Raw genomic sequence first — 25,785 nt, forward strand, 5'->3', positions numbered from 1 at the left:
TCATGAAAAAAATATTTTTAATCATACTACTCGTATTTGGGGTTTCAGTTCAAGCGCAACAGACCCCTGCTCCACCCCAAACAGAACAAGTTGCCATTTTTGGGGCAACGGCCCACATTGGGAATGGAGAAGTCATAGAAAATTGCACCATCATTTTTGTGGATGGAAAAATAACTGCGATTGGAGCAGACCTTATGTCACCCACCATAGGCACTATGATCAATGCAGAAGGAAAACACGTATATCCAGGTTTTATAGCTCCTTCAAAATCATTGGGATTGGTAGAAGTTGATGCCGTTAGGGCCAGTGATGACCAAGATGAAATTGGTGATATGATTCCAAATGTACGCAGTCTTATTGCATACAATGCAGAATCGAAGGTTGTGGAAAGCATGCGTCCCAATGGCGTGCTATTGGGACAGGCCACGCCGCAGGGCGGAAGAATCTCAGGAACCTCATCCATTGTCCAGTTTGATGCTTGGAATTGGGAGGATGCAGCCGTTAAAACCGATGACGGCATCCATATGAATTGGCCTGCACTTTTTAGAAAGGGGAACACTTGGCAGGGCGAACCTAATGCCTTTATCCCCAATAAAAAATATAAGGAGCAGGTAGATGAAGTTAAAACCTTTGTGGAAAATGCCAAAGCATATGGTAAGACAGCTTCCAAAGAGCTGAATTTGCCCTTTGCGGCCATGCAAGGTTTGTTTGATGGTTCCCAACGGTTGTATATTCATACCAATGGTGAAAAGGAAATGATTGATGCGGTAACCCTGGCTGAGAAAGCAGGAATTCAACATATTGTCATTGTGGGCGGGTACCGTGCCCATAAAATCACAGATTTCCTAAAAGGGCACAACATTGCTGTCTTGGTAAGTGAAACCCATGCTTTGCCCAAATTTGATGACGATGACTATGATTTTCCGTATAAATTGCCAAAGCTACTGGTAGATGCTGGTTTATTGGTCGGATTGCAAAACGAGTCCATGGCCAATTTTCAAACGCGAAACTTGGCTTTTTACGCCGGTCAGGTGGTTGGTCAAGGAATGGATAAAGAAACAGCTTTGCAACTAATCACGGGAAACACCGCCAAAATTTTGGGTATCGACTCCAACTACGGCACACTGGAAATTGGTAAAAGTGCCACCTTGTTCATTTCAGAGGGGGATGCCTTGGATATGCGTACCAACCGGCTCTCCAAAGCCTTTATTGATGGACGGGACATTTCCTTGGAAACCCATCAAACCGAATTGTGGAAACGGTATATGGGCAAATACGAAAGAGAGGGCAAATAAAAAAGTGAGCGGCGTTCTTTGGAACGCCGCTCTTAATAAAATTTCCTTTTTCAATTAATTTGCTTTTGGTTCCACAACCAATCCACCTTCAGGTTTGGTATAAAAACCATTAGGTTTTGGTGTGGTACTTACAGCAGCTTCTTCAAATGAAGCCGTTTCCCTTGGGTCTAAAATATCACGACCCTGGTAATTATACCATGTGATGGACTTTGGTAGCACAACCCCATTTAAGGTTTGCCAATCGTTATATCGAACCCACCTCACATTATCGGATTTTTCACCACTTCCATAGGTCACTGTATAACCCAACCAAGCCATTTGATGAGTCTCTGGGTCAAAATGAAGTATATACTCGTCCTTGGAGGAAGCACCCACTCCAGTTTTAAAGCTTATATGTATACCAGGGTAACTTTTCCCCTCAAAAATTAAGTCTTGCGTTTCACTGTATGTAATACCATTGTCTGAAAGCAAAAAGGGCATTCCGTAAAAATAGTACATTACGTTATGGTAAAAGGCCGCATTTCCTTTATAGTTTTCATCGGGATCCAAAAGCCAAATTTCTTTGCCATCATACCCCATCGTATATTGCTTGGTGTCAACCCTGTCCTTTCTGGACCAAAGGTCCACCGTGTGGGTTTCAGGGTTCTCAGGATTGGGCAGCACAAAACTCAAAGTACGTTGCTTCCTCCATTGCTCTAATCCGCCATGGGCATCAAAAACTTTGGACAAAGCTTCAGGATATGGTGGTTTAGTTTCTTCGGCTTTCTCTTGGACAGCTTGTTGGGTTTCTTCTTTTTTAGGATTAGGTTTACAGGCCCCAATGGCCAATGTCAATAAAATGATGGTTATTTTTTTCATGAAATCAAATTTGTCACTTGGTCGAAAACTCCTTTTTTAAATTACAGGAATCTCTATTTTTGATTTGTATGGAAGCCAAAATCATAAGCAGTGTCCAAAATCCATTGGTCAAAAAATTATTACAGCTTAAGGAAAAATCCAGGGAGCGAAGAAAGACCGGGCTCTTTGTTTTAGAAGGGCAACGCGAACTGGAATTGGCTCAAAAAGGTGGGTATACCTTTGATGTCCTGCTCTATTGTCCTGAGATATTACCCCAGCAGGACTTTAATCCAATTTCAAAAAATTTCAATGCTGAAATCATTCAGGTTTCAAAACAGGTTTATGAAAAAGTAGCCTATCGGGAAACTACCGAAGGTATTTTAGCCATCGTCAAAGGAAAAAACCACGCTTTGGAAAATATCCGGTTCACAACTGAAAACCCTTTGGTTTTGGTCGCGGAAGCCCCAGAAAAGCCCGGGAATGTAGGCGCTTTGCTAAGAACTGCCGATGCTGCGGCTGTTGATGCCGTCTTGATTGCCAACCCAAAGTCGGACCTATACAACCCAAATATCATTCGATCCAGTGTGGGCTGCGTGTTCACCAATCAAATAGGAATGGGTAGTTCTGACGAAATCATCGGTTTCTTGAAGCAACATCAGATCAAAATCAATTGTGCCGCGCTTACGGCCTCAAAAAATTACACTGAATGCGATTTTAAAGGTGCCACCGCTATTGTTGTGGGTACTGAGTCAGTCGGGCTTACGGAGGATTGGCTCCAGAATTCCGACCAGAACCTAATTATACCGATGCAGGGTGAAATCGACTCCATGAACGTTTCCGTATCGGCGGCAATACTTATATTTGAGGCGAAGCGGCAACGCGGATTTTAAGCTATGGAAAAAAACTACTTGTTCTATATTATCCTAATTATTTTGGTGGTGCAGTACTTAATCCATCAAGTGCTGGAATATTTGAATGCGAAACGATTCAAATCCACCGTTCCCTCAGAACTTAATGACGTTTTTGATGATGAAGAGTACCAAAAATCCCAGGAATACAAGCTGACCAACTATCGTTTTGGCTTGGTTTCCGATGGTTTTTCACTTATCCTCACCATTTGTTTTTTGTGGTTTGGCGGGTTTGAATGGGTTGATCAGATCACCCGTTCCATCACCGCGGACACCATTCCCATGACTCTGCTGTTCTTTGGTATCATAACATTGGGAAGCGGACTATTGGGCATTCCTTTTTCCTACTACAAAACTTTTGTAATAGAGGATCGCTACGGATTCAACAAAACCACTAAGAAATTGTTCCTTTTGGACAAGATTAAATCAGGTGTGCTTACCGCTATTCTTGCCGGAGGCATTTTGTCCCTGTTTATCTTATTTTACCAGTGGACGGGACCCCATTTTTGGATTTATACCTGGATAATGGTCGGTGTGGTCATCCTTTTTACCAACCTGTTTTACAGTCGGCTCATTGTTCCCCTTTTCAATAAACAAACTCCTTTGGATGAAGGAAGCTTAAAGAACGCCATTGAAAATTACGCCCAAAAGGTGGGGTTCGAGCTGAAAAACATTTTTGTGATCGATGGCTCCAAGCGTTCCACAAAAGCCAATGCCTATTTTTCAGGTTTTGGAAAAGAAAAACGGATTACATTGTACGACACTTTGATTCATGATCTTAGTGAAGAAGAAATTGTGGCCGTTTTAGCCCACGAAGTGGGACATTACAAACGGAAACATATTATTTTTAACCTTACGGTTTCTCTCGCTTTGACCGGTTTTACGCTCTACATCCTATCGTTGTTCATCAACCATCCGGAGATTTCAAGGGCCATAGGGGTCTCCACACCCAGTTTTCATGCAGGGCTGATAGGATTTGCACTTTTGTATAGCCCCATTTCTGAAATCACGGGACTTGCCATGAACTATTTGTCCCGGAAATTTGAGTTTCAGGCGGATGACTTCGCCAAAACCACCTTTGCAGCCACTCCGTTGGTCACCTCGTTGAAAAAGTTATCAAAGAACAGTTTGAGCAACCTAACCCCGCACCCGGCTTATGTGTTCGTGCATTACTCCCATCCGCCACTTATAGAACGCATAAGGAACCTAAAGGCATAATTTTTGTTGTTTACCAATAAAGATTGTGGTAAATTTAATATGCTATGACAGAGGCTGCCATTGAAAAAGAGAACAAGGAGATTGCAAAGCAGTACAAAGAATTGCTTCGCATCAGCTATCAAACCTTGACCGACGAGGACAAGAAGTTGATACGCTCTGCCTTTGATGTGGCCGTGGATGCCCACAAGGACCAAAGGCGAAAATCGGGGGAAGCATATATTTTCCATCCCATTGCCGTGGCCAAGATCGTGGCCTCGAAAATTGGTTTGGATGCTGTTTCCATTGCCTCCGCCCTACTCCACGATGTAGTTGAAGACACGCCCTACACCCTGGACGATATCGAGCGCATGTTCGGAGAGACCGTAGCTCGAATTGTGGATGGCCTTACCAAGATAGCACACCTAAAGAAGGATAAAGATATTAGTCAGCAAGCGGAAAATTTCCGGAAAATGCTGTTGACGCTCCATGATGATGTACGGGTAATCATTATTAAGATTGCAGACCGCTACCACAATATGCTCACCATGGATTCCATGCCGGAGCACAAGCAGGTAAAAATCGCCTCCGAAACGCTTTATATCTATGCGCCTTTGGCCCATAGGATTGGCCTTTACAATATAAAAACGCATTTAGAGGACCTTGCTTTAAAATATACAGAGCCCGATGTCTACTATGATATTCAGGCTAAAATTGAGGACACCGAAGAAGCAAACCTAGCTTATATTGAAGCGTTTTCTGATGTCATCCGAAATTCATTGGACAAGGAAGGGCTCAATTACCAAATCAAAGGGCGAATGAAGTCTATTTTTTCCATCCGAAGGAAAATGAAGGCTCAGAACATTCCTTTTGATGAGGTATATGACAAATTTGCCATTCGAATCATCTATAAATCAGACAGAAAGAACGAAAAGTTCCTGGCTTGGAAAATCTATTCCATCGTAACGGACCATTTTACCCCCAATCCCATTCGCTTGAGAGACTGGATTACCTCTCCAAAATCCACTGGGTACGAAGCCCTGCACATTACCGTAATGGGACCCAAGGGAAAATGGGTAGAAGTACAAATACGAAGTGAGCGGATGCATGAAATTGCCGAAAAAGGTTACGCGGCCCACTTCAAATACAAGCATGGCGACCAAAAAGAACAGGGAATTGAGGAATGGTTGAACCGACTTCAGGAGGCATTGGAAGGTGCCAATGGCAATGCGGTGGATTTTGTGGAAGAGTTCAAGCTTAACTTATACTCCAAGGAAATTTTTGTCTTTACCCCCAAAGGCGAATTAAAGTCCATGCCCAAAGGAGCGACAGCACTTGATTTTGCCTTTCATATCCATACTGAAATCGGTATGAAAACCCGCGGTGCCAAGGTGAACGGTAAATTGGTGCCCTTAGGTTCAGAGCTGCAGAGCGGTGATCAGGTAGAGATTATTACTTCGGAAACGGCCAAACCTACCCAAAGCTGGCTGGATTACGCACAGACGGCAAGGGCTAGATCTAAGATTAAATCTTCACTAAAAGAAGAGAAAAAGAGCGTTGCCGAAGAGGGCAAGGAAATTCTTCGCCGAAAACTCAAATCCCAGAAAATCAACCTTAACGAGGATACGGTCAACAAATTGGTCACTTATTTTAAATTGAAGACCAGTCTGGATTTGTTCTATCGTGTGGGTATTGGGGTCATTGACAATGAAAAGTTGAAGGACTTCGCATCCTCATACCATAATGCTTTCCTTAATTTCTTTAAAAACCGTATCCGAAGGACACCTGCTCCCAAGGATGTGGATAAGGATGAGATCACCACAAAGTACGACATGCTCGTATTTGGGAAAGAGGAAGAAAAACTGAATTACAAGCTTTCCCAATGCTGTAATCCCATTCCGGGTGATGATGTTTTTGGCTTTGTGAGTGTGACCGATGGCATAAAAGTGCACAAAAAGAACTGTCCCAATGCCATTTCGCTCCAATCCAATTATGCCTATCGAATCATCAGTGCCAAATGGATTGATTCCACCCAGGAAGAGTTTTCTGTGGACATTCAACTTACAGGAATTGACAACCTGGGATTGGTCAATGATATTACCAATATCATTTCGGACAACATGCACGTGAATATGAGAAACCTGAATTTTACGGCCGATGGTGGTACCTTTAAAGGAAAAATAACTCTTGTCGTAAAAAACAACAACATCATTAAAAAGTTGATGGACAACTTAAAGCAGGTAGAGGGAATTGACAAAGTGACCAGAATTTAATTTTTAGCTGTACCTTTGTGCATTAGCATAGGTAGAAAGCCATGGGAAACAACAAAAATCAGGAAATTGTAAAAAACGTGTTCACCACCTTTCTTGAGGAAAAGGGACACCGCAAAACCCCTGAACGCTACGCCATTTTACAGGAAATTTATGACAGTGATGATCATTTTGACGTGGAATCCCTCTACATCAAGATGAAAACCAAAAATTACCGCGTCAGTCGTGCCACCTTGTACAACACCATTGAGCTTTTACTGGAATGCAAGCTGGTTCGTAAGCACCAATTTGGTAAAAATCAGGCACAATACGAAAAATCCTATTTTGATCGCCAACACGACCATGTTATTTTAACAGACACTGGTGAAGTTGTTGAATTCTGCGATCCCCGTATCCAATCCATCAAAAAGACTATTGAAGAGGTTTTTGACATCAAGATCAACACTCACTCATTGTATTTCTACGGGACCCGAAACAAAGAAGAAAACCTAACTGAATAACCGAAACATTTCATGGTAGATTTATTGCTTGGACTCCAATGGGGGGACGAAGGAAAAGGAAAAATTGTTGATGTATTAACCAAGGAATACGATATCATAGCCCGATTTCAAGGAGGTCCCAACGCAGGACATACCCTGGAGTTTGATGGCATAAAGCACGTTCTACACACCATCCCATCTGGAATTTTCCATGAAAATGCCATCAATATTGTGGGTAACGGTGTGGTCATAGACCCGGTAATCTTTAAAAAGGAGCTGGACAATTTGGGCAAATTCAATATCGACTTTGTATCCAAACTACTTATTTCTCGAAAAGCACACCTTATTTTACCCACCCACCGTTTGTTGGATGCTGCTTCTGAGGCCTCCAAAGGAAAGGCCAAAATCGGCTCTACCCTTAAGGGTATTGGACCCACCTATATGGACAAAACTGGCCGTAACGGAATGCGCGTAGGTGATTTGGAGTTTGACAACTGGAAGAAAAAATACAGGGCCCTTGCCAACAAGCACGAGTCCATGATCAATTTCTATAATGTTGACATAGAGTACAATCTGGCAGAACTGGAAGCAGAATTCTGCGAAGGTGTGGAAACACTCAAAAAATTGACCTTTATTGATAGTGAAGAATATATTTTTAAGGCGCAGACTGAAGGGAAAAAAATTCTCGCCGAAGGTGCCCAAGGTTCTTTACTTGACATTGATTTTGGAACGTATCCGTTTGTAACTTCTTCAAACACAACCGCCGCCGGGGCTTGTACCGGTTTGGGTGTGGCTCCCAATAAAATTGAAAGGGTCTTGGGAATCTTCAAGGCATACACTACCCGTGTGGGCAGCGGCCCATTTCCAACTGAACTTTTTGACAAGGACGGTGAGACCATGGGGCGTGTTGGAAACGAATTTGGTGCCACCACTGGTAGGCCCAGACGATGTGGTTGGTTGGATCTGGTTGCTCTTAAATATGCAGTCCAAATCAACGGTGTAACCGAACTTATGATGATGAAAGCCGACGTATTGAGTGGATTCAAAACCATCAAAGTCTGTACCGCCTATAAGTACAAAGGCCAAGAAATACAGCACCTCCCCTATAATATTGAAAGCAAACACGTAACCCCGGTCTACACAGAAATGAAAGGTTGGGCCAAAGACCTTACCCAAATGGCCAAGGCCGAGGAATTACCTCCCGCACTCAATGATTATATCGCTTTCTTGGAAGAACAACTCAATGTACCCATTAAAATTGTTTCTGTAGGACCAGACCGATTGCAGACCATACTTCGGTAATCCCATTCGGCATTGTTTCTTTTTTTAGTAATTTTAAAAAGAAGAAAATCACTCAGTGAAGTTTCTTCCGCACTAACTAACTAAACAACGCTGCAATGAACAAACTACTAGCACTCCTATGCTTTGCAGGGATTCTCATATCCTGTAGCAAACAAGAAGCCGTAACGCTTTCGGTAACATCTCCCGGAAAAATCAATACTATTGATTTTCAACTCTCAGCCTCGGGAGAACCCGCATACCTTGTAAGCCACAACGAGAAAATTATCATTGACGCTTCTTCAATGGGTTTTGATTTTAAAGATCAAAAACCACTCAAGAACAATCTGAAACTTATAAGTTCAGAAAAAAAGGCCGTTCACAAAACTTGGGAAATGCCCTGGGGGGAGCAAAAAGAAGTCGTTAACGCATACAATGAAATGCTGGTTGAGTTGGAAGAAGACAATGCACCGCATCGCAAAATCAATATTTATTTTCGGGCGTATGATGATGGTATTGGATTTCGATATGAATTTTTGCCCCAACAAGGTTTGGACAGTCTGGTGATCATGGATGAAAACACCGAGTTCCAACTCACTGAAGACTATACAACATGGTGGATTCCGGGAGATTGGGATATTTATGAGCATTTGTACAACACCACAAAGGTTTCGGAAATTGATGCCATTTCAAAAAGGGACAATCCCGATCTGGCCCAGACCTACATTCCCGAAAATGCCGTGAACACCCCCGTAACCATGCGAGGAAGTGATAGCATTCACCTGAGCTTTCATGAGGCCAATCTTACCGATTATGCAGGCATGACCTTGAAAGTGGATACCGAATCGTTAAAATTGACAAGCGAATTGGTAGGATCGGACAGATTGGGGTATAAAGTGAAGAGGGCACTGCCCTTCAAAACACCATGGCGTACCATTCAAGTTGCAGAAAAAGCTACCGAGTTGATAGATTCCAAACTCATCGTCAACCTGAACGAACCCAACAAAATTGGAGATGTAAGTTGGTTCAAACCCAAAAAATATGTCGGTATTTGGTGGGAAATGCACATTGGAAAATCCACTTGGGACTATGCTGGTTCCCAAGACATGAATACCTTCAGCAAAAATTTAAAGCCTACAGGAAAACATGGAGCTACCACTGAGAATACCAAAAAGTATATCGATTTTGCAGCAGAGAACAACATCACCGGAGTTTTGGTGGAAGGCTGGAACACCGGTTGGGAACACTGGATTGGCTTTGAGGACCGCGAAGGGGTTTTTGATTTTGTAACCCCCTATCCGGATTACGATTTGGAAGAACTCAACCAATATGCCAAGGACAAAGGGGTGGAAATCATTATGCACCACGAGACTTCGGCAGCACCACGCACCTACGAACAACAATTGGACACCGCTTACCAACTCATGCACAAGCTGGGCATCCATTCCGTAAAAACGGGATATGTGGGCAAAATAATTCCAAAAGGGGAATACCATCATGGGCAATGGATGGTAAACCATTACCGAAAAGTTTTGGAAACCGGAGCCAAATATCAAGTGGCCATCAATGCCCATGAACCCATTAAGGCCACTGGAATCCGACGAACCTACCCCAATGCCATTGCCAGGGAAGGTTTGAGAGGGCAGGAATTCAATGCTTGGTCAGCAGATGGGGGCAATCCCCCCGAACATTTGCCCATTGTGGCTTTTACCAGGATGTTGGCAGGCCCCATAGATTTTACTCCCGGGGTGTTTGACATTACGCTTCCCACCAAAGAAAACAATCGCGTAAGCACCACAATCGCCCAGCAATTGGCCCTCTATGTGGTCATTTACAGCCCTGTACAAATGGCGTGTGACCTCCCTGAAAATTATGAAGGTCAACCCGCACTGCAGTTTATTAGGGATGTAGGGGTGGATTGGGACCAAACCGTGGTCTTGAATGGCGAAGTGGGCGATTTTGTCACCATTGCACGAAAAGAAAGGGAGACGGGCAATTGGTTTGTGGGAGGAATCACCGATGAAAACAAAAGGAAAATCAGTATTGATTTTGATTTCTTGGACGAAGGTGTTACATACGATGCCGTTATCTACAAAGATGCTGAAGATGCCCATTATAAGACAAATCCAACGGCCATTACCATTGAAAATATGGAAATCAACAAGGGAACTTCCCTCTCCATACCCGTGGCGGAAGGGGGCGGTTTTGCCATTAGTTTGATGCAGAAAAAGTAGAAACAACCCCATACGTTTCCAATGAACGAGGTAATTCTTGCCTCCAATGGATAAATTGGTTAGGAAAATATAGTGAGGAGCTCAATTCCCAAAGCTTTCTAAAGGCTATATGCCACTTTACTTAAAAACCCTACTTTTGGGCAAAATTCTATGGATTTGAAAAGGATTTCTTTTTTCATTCTGTTCCTTACCTGTTTCATGGCCCCGGCCCAAGAAGAAACCCAGGGCAGGCAAATAAACATTGTCTATGGCGCCAATTTCACCAAGGATGAGGAACAATTTCCAGGGGCGTCCATTTTCAGTAAGGATGATGAGCGCCAAGTACAGTTTGAACATCAAGGCGCAGACTTATGGTGCGATATTGCCATTTTTTACAATCAAGAAAATAGATTGAGAGCCATAGGCAATGTTAGGCTCCAACAGGGAGATTCCATCGAAATGAACAGTGCAAAACTGGATTGGAACGGTAACACCAGTCTGGCCAAAGCTTGGGAGAATGTGGATTTATCCGACGGAAAAATGACCTTGACCACCGACACTCTTTATTTTGATCGGGAAAAACAGATTTCCTACTACAATTCCGGAGGTAAGGTAGTGGATTCTGTAAATGTGCTCACCAGTAAAATAGGCACCTATTTCACAGAGCTCAAAAAAGTACAGTTCAAAAATAAGGTTCATATTGACAATCCCGAGTATATTATCGACTCGGAACAACTGGATTATTACCGTACCTCCAAAAATGCCTATATGTACGGTCCCTCCACCATAATAGGGGAAGATTATAAGATCTACTGCGAACGTGGGTTTTACGATACCAAGATTGAACAAGGCTACGGCATCAAAAACACACGTATCGACTACGACAACAAAATCATAGAAGGCGATAGCCTTTATTTTGACAAGCTTACCGAATTTGCATCGGCCACCAACAACATAAAGATTACGGACACCATCAATAACGGAGTCATCAAGGCCCATTATGCAGAGGTATTTAAAGCGAAGGATTCCGTTTTTGCCACAAAACGCGCCGTTTCCATAAGCTTGGTGCAACAAGATTCACTCTATATGCATGGCGATACCCTTATGGTCACGGGCAAAGAAGAGGAACGAATTCTACGTGCCTTCCGAAATGCCAAGTTTTATAAAACGGATTTAAGCGGAAAGTGCGATTCCATCCACTTCAGTGAAAAAACAGGTGTCACCCAATTGATTACGGACCCAATCCTCTGGAATGTGGATAACCAAATTACAGGAGACAGCATCCACTTAATCTCGGATATGGAAACAGAAAAGCTGGATTCACTTAAAGTTATTGAAAACGCCTTTATCATTTCATTGGACACCATCAGCAAGACAGGGTACAATCAAGCCAAAGGAAAAAACCTCCTGGGAAAATTCATCGAAAACGAGCTGAAAATCATAGACCTGATCCAAAACACCGAGGTCATATACTACGTATATAATGATGATAACGAGTTGGTTGGCATTGATAAGACCATCTGCAGTAAAATACGGCTGTTGATGGCCGATAGTGATATTGAGGACATTACCTTTTTTGTGAATCCGGATGGGGATATTTTCCCTGAGACAGATCTTCCGGTGGAGAGCAGAAAATTAAAAGGTTTTGTGTGGCGGGGTGAGGAACGCATCATGAGTAAGGACGAAATTTTTGATGAGGACGACAACAACATCCAACTGGTAAAAATTCGGGGCATTGACAATCCCATCGATATAGATGCAGAAGAAGAAGAGCGCCAAAAAAATGAAAATGACCCCGTCAATGCAGTAAACAACAAAGCCGTAAAGCCCAAAAAGACCCAAATAAAGAAAGCCCAGAGCCCTTAAATGTCAAAAAACGACTTTTTTACATATCAGGCCCAAACTACCCCACATCCCTTAGGCATGGAGATATCCCATGCTAAGGGAAGTTACATTTACGATACTGCAGGAAATGCCCATCTGGATTTTGTGGCAGGCGTTTCCGCTTGTGGGTTGGGCCATTGTCACCCAAGGGTGATCAATGCCATTAAGGAGCAGGTGGATAAGTACATGCACGTAATGGTCTACGGCGAATATGTGCAACAACCTGCCGTGGAATTTACCAAACTGCTGGCTTCCCATCTCCCTGAAAATCTGGAGACAACTTATTTGGTCAATTCCGGTACGGAAGCCATGGAAGGTGCACTAAAGCTGGCGAGGCGCTACACCGGTCGTTCAGAAATTATTGCCGCTAAAAATGCCTACCACGGAAATACCATGGGCAGTCTGAGCATTATGGGGTTTGAAGAACGTAAAAGTGCTTTTAGACCCTTGATTCCAGATATTCGATTTATTTCCTTCAATTTAGAGGCTGATTTGACCAAGATTACAGAGAGAACTGCGGCTGTGGTCTTGGAAACCATTCAGGGCGGCGCTGGTTTTATCCTACCCAAAGATGGGTATCTGGAAAAAGTACGGAAACGTTGCAATGAGGTCGGAGCTGTTCTTATTTTAGATGAAATTCAACCCGGATTTGGTAGAACTGGAAAACTTTTCGCCTTTGAACACTTTAATTGCGTTCCCGATATTTTGGTCATTGGAAAAGGCATGGCGTCCGGACTGCCCGTTGGTGCATTTGTGGCTTCCAAGGAAATGATGGCTACCTTACAAGACAGTCCAAAATTGGGCCACATAACCACTTTTGGTGGAAATCCAGTCATAGCGGCTGCCAGTCTGGCAACGTTTCAGGAAATCACTGAATCACAGCTCATTGCAGAAACCTTGGAAAAGGAAAAACTGTTCCGTAAGCTTTTGGTACATCCTTTGATTGATGAAATACGAGGCAAGGGATTAATGTTGGCGTTGTTGATGAGGAACAAAGAAATTACGGACCATCTCATACTTACTGCGGCCAGGGAAGGGCTAGTTCTTTTTTGGTTGCTTTTTGAGCCAAGAGCCGTTCGAATTTCACCACCATTGACCCTTTCCATGAAAGAAATTGCGCAAGGTTGCGACCAAATCATTGCTATTTTAAATCGGTATAAACCTGCAACTGTTAACTAATTTGTTGATAACATACCCCAAAATGGGACTTAAACACCTAAGCAAAGGGTTAATTTTAAGTCCATAGTTAAACCAAACACGTTCCTATGGCGTTAGATTCTAACGAGTATCCTGACAAATCCATAAGCAAATTTGAGTCCATGCTGAAGACGGATGACGTCTATTTCTTTGATGCAGAGGACTTTGAGGAAATCATACACCATTACCTGAACAACGGCAAAATCTCCTTGGGCAAAAAAGCCATTCAGATTGGTTTGGAACAACATCCCAATTCTTTGGAATTAAAGCTTTTGCAGGTGGAGGTATTGACCTTTGAGGATAAATATGAAGCTGCAGAGCGATTATTGGATGAAATTCAGAATATAGATGCCCACAACGAGGAAATCTATATTCAACGGGCCAATATCCAATCCAAAAAGGACAATCACCAAGAGGCCGTGAATCTACTTTTGGAAGCTCTGCACATCAGCGAAGATAGCTTTGATATCCATTCCTTGTTGGGAATGGAATACCTGTTCATGGATGATTATGAAAAGGCCAAGCGCAGCTTTATGCGCTGCGTTGAATTTGACGACAGGGACTATTCCTCTCTATACAATGTGGTATATTGCTTTGAGTTTTTGGAAGATTTTGATGGGGCCATTTTTTACCTGAACGACTATTTGGAACGCAATCCCTATTGCGAAGTGGCATGGCACCAGTTGGGTAAAATGTACTATGCCATGGATTTGTTTCCAGAAGCGCTTACCGCTTATGATTTTGCCATTATTTCGGATGACTCCTTCATTGGTGCTTATTTTGAAAAAGGAAAAGTGCTTGAAAAATTGGGCAGATATAACGAAGCCATAGAAAATTACGAAACCACCATTTCTATAGACGATCCCACTTCACATGCCTTTCTTCGTATAGGTAAGTGTCATGAAAAATTGGGCAATTATGACTTGGCCAAATACTATTATTACAACACGGTACACGAAGACCCTTTATTGGACAAAGGCTGGCTGGCCATCACTAATTTTCATTACAAACTAAAAGACTACGACAAGGCATTGTACTATATCAACAAGGCCATAAATATTGATGGGGAAAATCCGTTGTATTGGAAAAAAGCCGCCAAAATCTATCTGGCCATGGACAATTTGGATGAGGCCGATTTTGCCTTTAAGCAAACTGTTGATTTGGGCAACTATGAATTGGATACCTGGCGAAACTGGGCCGAGGTGCTAAAAAGAATCGGGGATTTTGACTCCACCATACAAGTCTTGATCCAAGGGTTGGAATTCTATCCAGATAATGCAGCACTGACCTATAAACTGGCCGGCATCTACCTAAAAGCCAAAGACACCAAAGAAGCAAAGGAAAAATTGAAGGAAGCCATGCAATTGGATATAAAAAAATTGCAACTCTTTGATGAGGAGTTTCCAGAGTTCAGCGAAGTAAAGTGGTTGCAAACATTGGTTTCCCAAATTAAAAAGACTTCTACCTAACTTTGCGTTTCCATACGTAACCAAATTCATGAAAGCACGTCGATTAGTTGACTATATCTTTATTACCCTAAAAGGAATGGCCATGGGGGCGGCCGATGTGGTCCCAGGTGTCTCGGGAGGTACCATTGCCTTTATCTCGGGAATCTATGAAGAGCTCATCACCTCCATCAACAATATAAACCTGTCCCTTTTTACAACCTTAAAAAAAGAGGGGTTCAAAGCAGCATGGAACAAGGTCAACGGAAACTTTTTGCTGGCACTCTTCCTCGGAATATTCATCAGTGTGCTTTCATTGGCCAAATTTTTGAGTTGGCTGCTTGAAAATGAGCCCATTTTATTGTGGTCCTTTTTCTTCGGGCTTGTATTGGCCAGTATCTTTTTCGTAGGGAAGGAAATCACAAAATGGACCATGGCCACCGTTGTTGTATTTATTCTTGGTGCCGCAGTGGCCTTCTTCATCACCGAACTGCCACCCAGTGACAATGCGGAAAGTCTTCCATATCTATTTCTATCTGGAGCTTTGGCGGTTTGTGCCATGATTCTTCCGGGAATTTCCGGGGCCTTTATTTTGGTGCTTCTAGGGTCCTATAAAACCATCTTGGATGCGGTTCATGAACGAGACATCACAATAGTGCTCACGGTGGCGGTAGGGGCCATATTTGGACTTTTGAGTTTCGCCCGACTATTGAAATGGATGTTCAACCACTACAAAAACATAACCCTAGCGTTGCTTACTGGCTTCATCCTCGGCTCCTTGAACAAAATATGGCCTTGGAAAAAAGTATTGCAGACCAAAACATTTGGAGAGAAAACCATCGTGGTCGATGATATGAATGTGTGGCCATCCGCTTTTGAGGGCGACAATCAGTTAATCCTTGCCATTATCCTAGCTATGATAGGTTTTTCACTTATTTTTATCTTGGAAAAAGTTGCTTCCAAAAAATAAGAAAACCTATTGGCCACATGCATCAACCTAGATCATTTCTGGATAATTTCTTTTTGGTCATAAAAGGCCTCTGCATGGGTGCTGCCAACAAGGTGCCCGGTGTTTCAGGAGGTATTGTTGCTTTTGTGGGCGGTTTTTATGAAGAATTCATCTATTCCTTGCAAAAACTTAATTCCAAGGCGGTAAAACTGCTCTTCAATGGCAGGTTCAAGAGTTTTTACCAATATACGAACGCCCAATTTTTGGGGTTGCTCATTTTTGGGATGTTGGTGAGCTATTTTAGCGTTTCCCGAATCCTGGATTATTTTTTGGACCACAACGAGCTCTTTGTGTGGGCCACTTTCTTCGGAATGATTTTGGGCTCCATTTATTACATCGCCAAAGATTATGACTCTTGGAACCGAAGGACCATTCCCTTTGGGATTTTGGGGCTCATCATCGGTGTCTCCATTAGTTTTTTGAGTCCCGCCCGGGAAAACGACAACCTGTTCTTTATTTTTTTCTGTGGTATCATAAGTGTTTCGGGGATGACGTTACCGGGACTTTCAGGTTCATTTATTCTGATTCTTTTGGGAAATTACGTTTTACTGCTGGTTGATTCGGTGAATGCGTTGTACGATACTTTTTCAGAAATCTTTTCAGGCGATTTTGGGTTTATGAAAAATCCTGAACGTATGGAAACCCTGAAAATATTGGCTGTTTTTACCTTGGGCTCCGCAACGGGATTGGTGACCTTCTCCCACTTGCTGAGCTATGTACTAAAACATTACAAAGCTACGGCCACCGCTGTAATTTTAGGATTTATTATCGGTTCTTTGGGCGTGGTTTGGCCTTGGAAACGCACCATGTACAAAATGGATGCTATGGGCAATCTAATTTTGGATTCCAACGGAGATAAAATTGTTCGCAACTATGAACGCTACTTTCCCAATTTTGGACATGCAGAAACTTGGTGGGCCGTTCTTTTTGTGATTTTGGGAATTTTGGTATTATTGTTATTGGATTGGTATGGGAAAAACAGAAAAGAAAGAAAACAGGTACGGACTGCTCGGTAGAAACATCTCCTATTCTTTCTCACAAGGCTATTTTACCAAAAAATTCCAAGAGTTGGGGCTGAACGACCATAGCTATGAAAACTTTGATATCCCGGACATTTCTGAATTTAAATCGGTATTGGCCGAACCCAATCTTAAAGGGCTCAATGTAACCATTCCCTACAAACAGGACGTTATCCCCTTTTTGGATGAACTGGACAAAAAAGCAGCCTCAATAGGCGCGGTGAATACCATAAAGTTTACGGAAAATGGCCTAAAGGGTTTTAATACAGATGCGTATGGTTTCCAGCAATCACTACAAAAATTGCTGAAGCCCCATCATAAAAAAGCCTTGGTTTTGGGAACCGGAGGGGCATCAAAGGCCATCTGTTTTGTGTTGGATGAACTGGGCATTGATCATGCCTATGTATCCCGAAGCAAAAAGAAAAACCAGTTCACCTACGAAGAACTCACCAAAGATATTGTAGAAGCATACAAGGTGATTATCAACTGTACCCCGCTGGGCACCCACCCCAATGTAGAAAACAAACCGGACCTGCCTTACCAACATATTGGAAACAAGCACCTTCTGTTCGATTTGATCTACAACCCTGAAAAAACTACTTTTTTGGCTTTGGGGGAAGCAAATGGCGCCACCATTTCCAATGGATTGGAAATGTTGCTAGGGCAAGCCGAAAAGGCTTGGGAAATCTGGAACACACCCTAAAAAAAGACGGCCAATATAGCTTTCCGGTCAATCCATACAATAAAAATCTTGTGCAAAAGAAGATTCAATACTTTTGTTATTAGGTAATTTAGTTGTTAAATTGGCTATAATTATCATCAATCCAAAGGAAAGGAGACTACTAATGCAGGAAAATGAGCGTAAACTTCAGCAAGCTGAAGGTGGTACTGAACAAATATCGGACAATACAAAGACTCCATTGGAAGAAAGCCCCATTTCTGAACCAAAAGAGTCCGATACCGCTGTAGCTGAACAAGCTGAAGAAACCAAATCTGAAAATGGTTCACCCCCCGAATCCAATGAGGAAACCGAAAAAGCTTCACCTAAAGAAGACTCCGACGAAGCCATTGACGAAATAGATGAGTCCAATGCCGAGGATGCTGAAGATGCAGATAATGAAAAGCGGCATTACATTCCCATGTTGGATTACCATGCCATGTCCATGGAAAACCTTGTGGGTGAATTACAGCGTTTGGTCAAAAATGAAAAAGTACAGGCCATACACAAGCATGTAAGTTCCATTAAATACGAGTTTGACCAAAAATTTCAGGAGTTTTTAGAGCATAAAAAAGAAGAATTTGTTTCCAAAGGTGGCAATGAGATAGATTTTAGGTACAATTCGGTTGCCAAAAGACAGTTCAATGAGGTATATGGAGAATATCGTGAAAAACGTGACCAATACTACAAGCAACTGGAGCAAAACTTAAAGAGTAATCTCCAAAAACGACTTGAAATCATTGAGCAGCTCAAAGGGCTGATTGATGTGGAAGAGGATATCAACACCACCTATAAAAACTTTAAGGAACTCCAAGAAAATTGGAAGAATGCAGGACCTGTTCCACGAGCCAATTACAACGATGTATGGCGTACCTACCACCATCACATGGAAATCTTTTACGATTTTCTTCACTTAAACCGTGAGCTTCGTGACCTGGACTTTAAGCACAATCTTGAGGAAAAAGAAAAATTGGTAGAGAAGGCCGAAGCACTTGCCGATGAACCCGATCTGGGCAAAGCATTCCGGGAACTCCAAACCCTGCACAAAATTTGGAAAGAAGATATAGGCCCCGTGGCCAAAGAAAAACGCGAGGAAATTTGGGAGCGTTTTAGCAACGCCACCAAAGCCATGCACCAACGTAGACAGGAACATTTTCAGGAGTTGGAAAAGGTCTACGAGAAAAATCTGGAGAAAAAACAGGAAATCATTGAAGACATTGCCAAGATTGCAGGTAGTGTTGCAGATAACCACAGAGGAATCCAACAACAGATCCGAGAGGTGGAAGCACTGAGAGACGCCTTTTTTAAAGCGGGAAAAGTGCCCCAAAAAGTAAACGAAGAAACTTGGGGTGCCTTTAAGGAGGTGGTTCGGAAATTCAATAGGAACAAAAATGCCTTCTATAAGGATCAAAAAAAGGAACAGCATAAAAACCTAGAGAAGAAAAGGGAATTATTGGAGTTGGCAATTTCTTTGAAAGATAGTGATGATTGGGCTGCGGTAACCCCCCAAATGAAACGCATACAAAGCGATTGGAAAAAGATTGGCCATGTGCCCCGTAAATATTCCGACAAAATTTGGAATGAGTTCAAGAATGCCTGCAACCACTACTTTGACCGTTTACATGCCGAAAAGAACGAAGCACACAAGGAGGAATACGAAAACTTCGAGAAGAAAAATGATTGCCTGAATCGTTTAAAGGCCTTCCAGTTGAGGGGCGACAAGAAAAAAGATTTGGCCTCCATTAAAGCATTTTTGGATGAATGGAAGCAATACGGTCGCATTCCCTACAACAAAAAACATATCAATGGTAAGTTTAATAAGATCATTGATGCTCTTTTCAAAAAAGTAGGCGTAAGCAAACAGGAATCTGAATTGCTCAAGTACGGTAACAAAGTGCAAGAGCTGGCCAAGACAGAAGATAACCACGCCATTGGTAATGAAAGGGTCTTCATCAGAAGGAAAATCAATGATAGCAAATCGGAGATACGCCAGTTGGAAAACAATTTGCAGTTCTTCTCGGATGACTCTGAAGACAATCCATTGGTAAAAGAAGTCATCAACAACATCAATAAGCAGAAAGAGACGCTGCAAACCTGGAAAGAAAAGCTCAAAAAACTGAACATCCTTGAAAATAAACTGAATCGTGAAGCGGAGGAAGATGAGGATGGTTCTGAGGAAGAATAGAGCCCCTTTTTTTGATTTTTTTTCAAAATGATGTTTGTTGACGCTACTTGGCACTAAAACAAGCAACTTCAAAATGGTAGATACAGGAAAACAGTATAGAATTGCCTTCGTACTTGCCATATTTACTATTGTTTACAATGTATTGGAAGGGCTTATTTCCACCTACCTTGGATTTGAAGATGAAAGTTTGGCCCTGTTCGGTTTTGGTGCAGATAGCTTTATAGAGGTTATCTCTGGATTGGGAATTGCACACATGATTGTTCGCATTCAAAGGCGGCCCAACAGTAATAGGGACAATTTTGAACGTACCGCACTAAAAATCACCGGTTTTGCATTTTATGCTTTGGTCATGGCTCTTGTCGCAACCAGCATCTACAACATGTATACAGGCCACAAACCTTTGACTACATTCTGGGGCGTGGTGATTTCCATAATTTCCATTTTGGTAATGTGGGCTTTGGTCATGGGGAAAAGAAGTGTGGGGAAAAAACTGGACTCCGCTCCTATTTTGGCCGATGCCAATTGCACCTTGGTCTGTGTGTACATGTCCATAATATTGCTGATCAGCAGTGGAATCTATGAACTTTGGGGTATTGGATATATTGATAGCCTTGGAACCTTGGGTCTTGCCTATTTTGCCTTTAATGAAGGAAAGGAATGTTTTGAAAAAGCGAATAGTGACAAATATTGCGGCTGTGAGTAAGCAAAAGAAAACTTTCGCTACCAATACGTATAGACCAATGTCACAGAAATGAATCCCCTTGACCAAAAAATAGAAGCACATTACCACAAAGAAGGCCTGTTTGAAGAAGTTTTGGCCCGTCTGGAAAATCAAAATATCGATTTAAACAGCGTACAACGAAGTGATATTGCCGGTGTGGATGAATTTCATGTGCGGGGTGCTGCAGTTTCCAAAGAATTGGCAGCATCCATCGACCTGAATGACAAAAAGGTTCTTGACATGGGAAGTGGGCTTGGAGGCCCTTGTAGAATGCTTGCCGATGAGTTCAACTGCACGGCCACCGGAATTGACTTAAGCCCGGAGTTTGTACGGACGGCCAATGCACTTTCCAAATTGGTGGGATTGGAAGACAGAACGTTTTTCATTCAAGGAAGTGCCACCCGACTTCCTTTTGAAGCTAATTCATTTGATGTGGTCTGGACGCAGCATGTGCAAATGAATATTCCTGACAAGGAAAATTTTTACAGCGAAGCTCACAGAGTGCTTAAACCCGGAGGGTATTTTTTGTATTACGATATCTTCAGAAAGGAAGATGGGAATATTCAATATCCTATGCCCTGGGCGTCACAAGAAAACTTAAGTTTTCTCATTAAAAACAATGAAATGGCCCATATTGTTGAAGATTTGGGATTAAAATCCATTTCTAAAACTGATCAGACCCAAGCCGGGATAGCGTTTTTTACATCACTTTTAGCTAAAGTAAAACAGCAGGGGCCACCCAAATTGGGATTAAATGTCCTCATGGGGGATTCCACGGTTTCCAAACTCACCAACTTATTGGCCCATTTACAAAAAGGGCTATTGATGCTGGAAAGCGGAGTTTACCAGAAATCTACTTAGCCACATTCACGGAGCGGGTTTCCCTGATAACGGTCACTTTTACCTGTCCGGGATAGGTCATGTCCGTTTGTATTTTTTGTGAAATCTCAAAAGAAAGTTCAGCGGCTTTGTCGTCGCTCACTTTTTCGCTTTCCACAATCACACGAAGCTCCCTACCAGCTTGAATGGCATAGGCCTTTTGCACCCCATTGAAGCCAAATGCAATATCCTCCAAATCCTTCAATCGCTGAATGTAGGAGTCCAATACCTGTCTTCTTGCCCCAGGTCGGGCACCACTGATGGCATCACAAACTTGGACAATGGGCGAAATCAAAGTAGTCATTTCAATTTCGTCGTGGTGGGCGCCAATGGCATTGCAAACTTCTTTGTTCTCCCCATATTTTTGTGCCCATTGCATCCCTAAAATGGCATGGGGGGTCTCCACCTCCACTTCAGCCATGGGAACCTTTCCAATGTCATGGAGAAGTCCAGCCCGTTTGGCCAGTTTCGGGTTAAGTCCCAACTCAGCGGCCATTACGCCACAAAGCTTGGCAACCTCTCTTGAGTGCTGCAGCAGGTTTTGTCCGTAAGAAGAGCGATATTTCATTCGTCCTACGGCTTTGATCAGTTCAGGATGCAAGCCATGGATTCCCAAATCGATGACGGTACGCTTCCCTATTTCGGCAATTTCTTCATTGATTTGCTTTTCGGTCTTTTTAACCACTTCCTCTATTCGGGCTGGGTGGATTCGACCATCAGTGACCAATCGGTGCAACGACAATCGAGCAACCTCTCTTCGAACCGAATCAAAACACGAAAGAATAATGGCTTCGGGTGTATCGTCCACAATGATTTCAACCCCCGTGGCAGATTCAAGGGCTCGAATATTTCGACCTTCACGACCAATGATACGGCCTTTTACGTCATCAGATTCCAAATTGAAGACGGACACACAGTTTTCAACAGCTTCTTCTGTTCCAATACGCTGAATGGTATTGATTACAATTTTTCGAGCCTCCTGTTGAGCGGTAAGCTTGGCCTCTTCCAAAGTGCTCTGCATATAGGCCATGGCATCAGATTTTGCCGTTTCCTTTAAAGATTCCAGCAACTGGCTCTTGGCATCTTCAGCAGAAAGTCCAGAAATGACTTCCAACTGCTGGACTTGGCTCTTGTGCAGTTTTTCTACTTCGGATTGTTTCTTGTCAAGAATTTCGCTTTTATGGTCGATCTCCCTAATCTGCTGCTCTAGCTGTTCATTCAATTTTTTGTTCTTGGCCAGTTCACTACTTACTTGGGATTCTTTGTCCCTGGTCCGTTTTTCGGCCTCACCAATTTTTTTATCCTTGTTGTTGATGACCTTTTCATGTTCCGCTTTCAATTCCAAGAATTTTTCCTTGGCTTGGAATATCTTGTCTTTCTTAATGCTCTCCCCTTCTTTCTTTGCTTCATTTATGATGCTCGCTGCTTCCTTCTTGGCGTTTGCAATGGTCTTGGTCGCTTTTCCCTTCTCCATCATCTTGGCAATTGCAAATCCTATCGCCAATCCAACAACAGCTGCTACGACAACTACTATGATATTATCCATGTTGAATTATGTTTGGTTATAAAAAAAGCCCACATTGGTGGAAGTTTTGTACAAACTCCTAATTACAGGTTTAGGGCTAACAAGCTGCTCAAGGATCCCTATACAGGTAGGGCCTGCTTTTACAACCTAAACTCACCCTTTCTAATTGTTATAGTGTTGAGTTTGTCAAAAAATAATTACCAATGTGGGCAGTAACAATATTTTATTTAAAAGAACTTATTCACCGAGTTTGGAATGTACCAAGTCATCCAACGCCTTAAGGCGTTCAAACGCTGCTTCGGTACTTTCCGTACGGTCTATTCCACTTTGCTCTATTTTTGAGGCGAACTGAAGGGCACACATGGCCAAAACGTCCTGTTTATCCCTTACCGCATAGTTTTGCTCAAATTTTTTGGCCAAATTCTCAATGTTCTTGGCCGCTTTGCGCAATCCTTCCTCTTGCTTTGGGTCTATCGTTAACGGATACACCCTATCGGCTATGGAAAGCTTTATTTTCAGCTTCTCATCCATAATTTCAGTTCAAACTAATCCGCAAGTTTGGCTATGCATATATCCAATTCGCGAATCAATGTATTTATTTTGAGCTTAGCTTCTGTTTTGCTAGTATTACCACCCAACATTGAGCTTGCCATTTTTAAGGAATTGTACTTTTCTTCCCATTCCAAAACGGCGTTCTGTTGTATTCTGTTCTCCTCTCTGGCGAGGTTCAATTCTTCTTTCAACTTGGCATTGGCCTGATGCATCAGTTCCATTTTGTGCAACAGTTTGCTAACCTTGTTCTCCAAAGAATCAACAATCTCAACTAGTTCGCCCATAATTGCAAACATCAATGCGTATGACACAAAGTTAACTATCCTTGGATAACCTCGCAATAGTTTTTGTAGATATTCTTAAAGTGTTGGTTTAAGTTTCGTAAGGTATCTTAAATCTCTTTTTACAAAAGAAAACATTGGTTACTTTCGTAAGCAATAACAAAAAGCAATATGCGCCTCAATCTTTTTGGAGTCCTTTTTTTAGTGATCTTGTCACTTGCCGCGCAAGAAAAATACCCCCAAGGTGTTTTTCAGCCTCCAATGGATATTCCGCTGATCCTTGCCGGCACCTTTGGTGAGCTCCGATCCAACCATTTCCATTCGGGAATGGATATCAAGACCCAACAACGGGAAGGTTTGCCTGTTTTTGCCATTGGTGATGGCACCGTCACCCGGATAAAAATCTCACATTGGGGCTATGGCAAGGCACTTTATGTGGCACATCCCAATGGCTACACCTCTGTCTATGCCCACCTTAGAAAATTTGGTCCAGAAATAGAGGAATACATCAAAAAAATACAGTACAACAAACAGTCTTATGAAGTTGAGGCCTTTCCCGATTATGGCGAGCTAAAAGTCACAAAGGGCAGTGTCATTGCCTATTCCGGAAATACGGGTGGCTCCGCAGGCCCCCATCTCCATTTTGAAATCCGTAGCAGCGTAACCGAAAAACCTACCAACCCCCTGCTTTATGGCTATGACGTTAGAGATGCTACTGATCCTACCCTACTTGGGCTCTATGGATATCCTTTGTCCGATGATGCCTTGATAAACCAGAGTGCCAAAAAAATACAGCTCAATTTTACCCGTCAAGCGGATGGTTCCTTTATGGCCGATAAGGTAACCGCCATTGGCACCATTGGGTTTGGCATCAACAGTTTTGATCGGCTCGATATGGCCGCCAACCAAAATGGAGTGTACGCCGTAAAGCAAACCGTGAATGGCAGGGTACACTCCGAATATGATTTTGAAACCTTTTCCTTTGGCGAAACCCGCTATATCAACACTTTGATTGATTATGAGCATTTTGGTAAATTCAGACAGCGTATCCAGAAATGTTTCAAGGAGCCCTATAACCACCTCGGTATATACAAAACGCTCTATAATGATGGAAAAATTGACATTGAGGAAGGTTTGTCCTATACTGTTGAAATCCTTATCTCCGATATTCAGGGAAATGAAACCAAATTGGTCATTCCAGTTGAAGGCAAAAGGGAAATCCCAAAAATTGTAAAAGATGAAGAAGTCACCGAAAACTTCATCCTTGCCAACAAACCCAACAACTTTGACTTGGGGGTTGCCAAAGTGTATTTCCCCGCCAATACCTTTTACAAGGATTTCTACATCAACCTAAAAAAGGGTAAGGACACCGTTACCATCCACGATAACAGCGTTGCGGCACATCGAAACTTCACCATAAGCTTTGATCCGTCACAGTACCCACTATCAGAAAGAAAACAACTGTTCATAGCCCGATTGGATGAAGATTTAAGACCTTCCTATGCCACAACCTACAAACGGGACGGTTCTTTCACCACTCGAACACGGGACTTGGGGACCTATACACTGGTTCGGGACAGTGTGGCCCCTACCATCACTCCCAAAAATTTCAAAGAAAAACAGTGGCTGAGCAACTACAGCTATTTGAGCTTGACCATAACTGATGATTTAAGTGGCATTGATACCTACAGGGCTACCTTGAATGGGAAATGGATCCTTATGGAATTTGAGCCCAAGACCAATACCATCACCTATAGTTTTGACGACAAAATAGTAGATGAAACACAATGCGAACTCAAAGTCATCGTTACGGATAATGTAGGCAACAGCAGTACGTTCACCAGTACTTTTTTCAGAAAATAACCTATTGATCCCATCAAAGCCCATAACCTTATT

Annotated in this window: 21 protein-coding genes and 1 other RNA gene; 17 read left to right on the top strand and 5 right to left on the bottom strand. The window is 42.6% G+C overall.

The annotated features are described in order from the left end of the window. The first annotated feature begins 2 nt into the window (after positions 1–2). Complete coding sequence (locus tag FG28_RS00770; protein WP_036385956.1) at positions 3–1,295, top strand: amidohydrolase family protein; 1,293 nt, start codon at positions 3–5, stop codon at positions 1,293–1,295. A gap of 54 nt (positions 1,296–1,349) precedes the next feature. On the opposite strand, the gene FG28_RS00775 is transcribed toward FG28_RS00770, so the two are convergent. Continuing rightward, entirely contained in the window at positions 1,350–2,153 is an 804-nt protein-coding gene (locus FG28_RS00775; protein ID WP_036379122.1) for a DUF6503 family protein, read from the bottom strand. Between the two features lie 68 nt (positions 2,154–2,221). Between FG28_RS00775 and FG28_RS00780 the strand changes: the two genes are divergently transcribed. The 15 genes from FG28_RS00780 to FG28_RS00850 all read left to right on the top strand — a co-directional run bounded on the left by FG28_RS00780 (position 2,222) and on the right by FG28_RS00850 (position 21,513). Next, on the top strand, positions 2,222–3,022 hold the full coding sequence (locus FG28_RS00780; protein WP_036379123.1) for an RNA methyltransferase: 801 nt from the start codon (positions 2,222–2,224) through the stop codon (positions 3,020–3,022). 3 nt (positions 3,023–3,025) lie between these two features. Continuing rightward, complete coding sequence (locus FG28_RS00785) at positions 3,026–4,258, top strand: M48 family metallopeptidase (protein ID WP_036379124.1); 1,233 nt, start codon at positions 3,026–3,028, stop codon at positions 4,256–4,258. A gap of 44 nt (positions 4,259–4,302) precedes the next feature. Continuing rightward, positions 4,303–6,507, top strand: coding sequence for a bifunctional (p)ppGpp synthetase/guanosine-3',5'-bis(diphosphate) 3'-pyrophosphohydrolase (locus tag FG28_RS00790; RefSeq protein ID WP_036379125.1), 2,205 nt, complete (start codon positions 4,303–4,305; stop codon positions 6,505–6,507). Between the two features lie 41 nt (positions 6,508–6,548). Next, entirely contained in the window at positions 6,549–7,004 is a 456-nt protein-coding gene (locus FG28_RS00795; RefSeq protein ID WP_036379127.1) for a Fur family transcriptional regulator, read from the top strand. Positions 7,005–7,016: 12 nt separating this feature from the next. Further along, positions 7,017–8,285 carry an adenylosuccinate synthase gene (locus tag FG28_RS00800; protein WP_036379129.1) on the top strand — a complete coding sequence of 423 codons (1,269 nt, stop codon included), beginning with the start codon at positions 7,017–7,019 and terminating at the stop codon, positions 8,283–8,285. A gap of 95 nt (positions 8,286–8,380) precedes the next feature. Further along, entirely contained in the window at positions 8,381–10,495 is a 2,115-nt protein-coding gene (locus FG28_RS00805; protein ID WP_036379130.1) for a glycoside hydrolase family 97 protein, read from the top strand. Between the two features lie 150 nt (positions 10,496–10,645). Further along, entirely contained in the window at positions 10,646–12,340 is a 1,695-nt protein-coding gene (locus tag FG28_RS00810) for an OstA-like protein (protein ID WP_036379131.1), read from the top strand. Next, positions 12,341–13,537 (top strand): aspartate aminotransferase family protein, encoded by a 1,197-nt coding sequence (locus tag FG28_RS00815; RefSeq protein WP_036379133.1) that lies wholly within the window; start codon positions 12,341–12,343, stop codon positions 13,535–13,537. Between the two features lie 86 nt (positions 13,538–13,623). After that, positions 13,624–15,024, top strand: a complete 1,401-nt coding sequence (locus tag FG28_RS00820) for a tetratricopeptide repeat protein (protein WP_036379134.1) — start codon at positions 13,624–13,626, stop codon at positions 15,022–15,024. 28 nt (positions 15,025–15,052) lie between these two features. After that, on the top strand, positions 15,053–15,970 hold the full coding sequence (locus tag FG28_RS00825; RefSeq protein ID WP_036379135.1) for a DUF368 domain-containing protein: 918 nt from the start codon (positions 15,053–15,055) through the stop codon (positions 15,968–15,970). A gap of 17 nt (positions 15,971–15,987) precedes the next feature. Beyond that, positions 15,988–17,025 carry a DUF368 domain-containing protein gene (locus FG28_RS00830; protein ID WP_036379136.1) on the top strand — a complete coding sequence of 346 codons (1,038 nt, stop codon included), beginning with the start codon at positions 15,988–15,990 and terminating at the stop codon, positions 17,023–17,025. Further along, on the top strand, positions 16,979–17,731 hold the full coding sequence (locus FG28_RS00835) for a shikimate dehydrogenase (RefSeq protein WP_036379138.1): 753 nt from the start codon (positions 16,979–16,981) through the stop codon (positions 17,729–17,731). Before FG28_RS00830 ends, FG28_RS00835 begins: the two co-directional genes overlap by 47 nt. A 142-nt stretch (positions 17,732–17,873) precedes the next feature. Further along, entirely contained in the window at positions 17,874–19,931 is a 2,058-nt protein-coding gene (locus tag FG28_RS00840; RefSeq protein WP_036385958.1) for a DUF349 domain-containing protein, read from the top strand. Positions 19,932–20,004: 73 nt separating this feature from the next. Continuing rightward, positions 20,005–20,634, top strand: a complete 630-nt coding sequence (locus FG28_RS00845) for a cation transporter (protein ID WP_036385960.1) — start codon at positions 20,005–20,007, stop codon at positions 20,632–20,634. A 48-nt stretch (positions 20,635–20,682) separates the two neighbouring features. Beyond that, entirely contained in the window at positions 20,683–21,513 is an 831-nt protein-coding gene (locus tag FG28_RS00850) for a class I SAM-dependent methyltransferase (RefSeq protein ID WP_036379140.1), read from the top strand. Here FG28_RS00850 and rny read toward each other — a convergent pair. From rny to FG28_RS00865, 4 genes are all read right to left on the bottom strand, one after another. After that, complete coding sequence (rny, locus tag FG28_RS00855; RefSeq protein WP_036379141.1) at positions 21,506–23,077, bottom strand: ribonuclease Y; 1,572 nt, start codon at positions 23,075–23,077, stop codon at positions 21,506–21,508. The genes FG28_RS00850 and rny overlap by 8 nt on opposite strands. Positions 23,078–23,129: 52 nt before the next feature. After that, positions 23,130–23,239: non-coding RNA, 6S RNA (gene ssrS, locus FG28_RS20370), on the bottom strand. Between the two features lie 54 nt (positions 23,240–23,293). Next, the gene (locus FG28_RS00860) at positions 23,294–23,587 is read right to left on the bottom strand and encodes a cell division protein ZapA (protein WP_036379142.1); all 294 of its coding nucleotides are present in this window, start codon (positions 23,585–23,587) and stop codon (positions 23,294–23,296) included. Between the two features lie 14 nt (positions 23,588–23,601). Continuing rightward, positions 23,602–23,892 carry a hypothetical protein gene (locus FG28_RS00865; RefSeq protein WP_036385962.1) on the bottom strand — a complete coding sequence of 97 codons (291 nt, stop codon included), beginning with the start codon at positions 23,890–23,892 and terminating at the stop codon, positions 23,602–23,604. 168 nt (positions 23,893–24,060) lie between these two features. Between FG28_RS00865 and FG28_RS00870 the strand changes: the two genes are divergently transcribed. Further along, on the top strand, positions 24,061–25,752 hold the full coding sequence (locus FG28_RS00870) for a M23 family metallopeptidase (RefSeq protein WP_036379143.1): 1,692 nt from the start codon (positions 24,061–24,063) through the stop codon (positions 25,750–25,752). Positions 25,753–25,785 lie beyond the last annotated feature (33 nt).

Origin of the sequence: Muricauda sp. MAR_2010_75 (assembly GCF_000745185.1) — a bacterium.
Lineage (GTDB): Bacteria > Bacteroidota > Bacteroidia > Flavobacteriales > Flavobacteriaceae > Flagellimonas.

Bases quoted from the DNA above. Each gene is read 5' to 3' on its own strand.
- FG28_RS00770 (WP_036385956.1), top strand. From the start codon at position 3: ATGAAAAAAATATTTTTAATCATACTACTCGTATTTGGGGTTTCAGTT.
- FG28_RS00775 (WP_036379122.1), bottom strand. From the start codon at position 2,153: ATGAAAAAAATAACCATCATTTTATTGACATTGGCCATTGGGGCCTGT.
- FG28_RS00780 (WP_036379123.1), top strand. From the start codon at position 2,222: ATGGAAGCCAAAATCATAAGCAGTGTCCAAAATCCATTGGTCAAAAAA.
- FG28_RS00785 (WP_036379124.1), top strand. From the start codon at position 3,026: ATGGAAAAAAACTACTTGTTCTATATTATCCTAATTATTTTGGTGGTG.
- FG28_RS00790 (WP_036379125.1), top strand. From the start codon at position 4,303: ATGACAGAGGCTGCCATTGAAAAAGAGAACAAGGAGATTGCAAAGCAG.
- FG28_RS00795 (WP_036379127.1), top strand. From the start codon at position 6,549: ATGGGAAACAACAAAAATCAGGAAATTGTAAAAAACGTGTTCACCACC.
- FG28_RS00800 (WP_036379129.1), top strand. From the start codon at position 7,017: ATGGTAGATTTATTGCTTGGACTCCAATGGGGGGACGAAGGAAAAGGA.
- FG28_RS00805 (WP_036379130.1), top strand. From the start codon at position 8,381: ATGAACAAACTACTAGCACTCCTATGCTTTGCAGGGATTCTCATATCC.
- FG28_RS00810 (WP_036379131.1), top strand. From the start codon at position 10,646: ATGGATTTGAAAAGGATTTCTTTTTTCATTCTGTTCCTTACCTGTTTC.
- FG28_RS00815 (WP_036379133.1), top strand. From the start codon at position 12,341: ATGTCAAAAAACGACTTTTTTACATATCAGGCCCAAACTACCCCACAT.
- FG28_RS00820 (WP_036379134.1), top strand. From the start codon at position 13,624: ATGGCGTTAGATTCTAACGAGTATCCTGACAAATCCATAAGCAAATTT.
- FG28_RS00825 (WP_036379135.1), top strand. From the start codon at position 15,053: ATGAAAGCACGTCGATTAGTTGACTATATCTTTATTACCCTAAAAGGA.
- FG28_RS00830 (WP_036379136.1), top strand. From the start codon at position 15,988: ATGCATCAACCTAGATCATTTCTGGATAATTTCTTTTTGGTCATAAAA.
- FG28_RS00835 (WP_036379138.1), top strand. From the start codon at position 16,979: ATGGGAAAAACAGAAAAGAAAGAAAACAGGTACGGACTGCTCGGTAGA.
- FG28_RS00840 (WP_036385958.1), top strand. From the start codon at position 17,874: ATGCAGGAAAATGAGCGTAAACTTCAGCAAGCTGAAGGTGGTACTGAA.
- FG28_RS00845 (WP_036385960.1), top strand. From the start codon at position 20,005: ATGGTAGATACAGGAAAACAGTATAGAATTGCCTTCGTACTTGCCATA.
- FG28_RS00850 (WP_036379140.1), top strand. From the start codon at position 20,683: ATGAATCCCCTTGACCAAAAAATAGAAGCACATTACCACAAAGAAGGC.
- rny (WP_036379141.1), bottom strand. From the start codon at position 23,077: ATGGATAATATCATAGTAGTTGTCGTAGCAGCTGTTGTTGGATTGGCG.
- FG28_RS00860 (WP_036379142.1), bottom strand. From the start codon at position 23,587: ATGGATGAGAAGCTGAAAATAAAGCTTTCCATAGCCGATAGGGTGTAT.
- FG28_RS00865 (WP_036385962.1), bottom strand. From the start codon at position 23,892: ATGGGCGAACTAGTTGAGATTGTTGATTCTTTGGAGAACAAGGTTAGC.
- FG28_RS00870 (WP_036379143.1), top strand. From the start codon at position 24,061: ATGCGCCTCAATCTTTTTGGAGTCCTTTTTTTAGTGATCTTGTCACTT.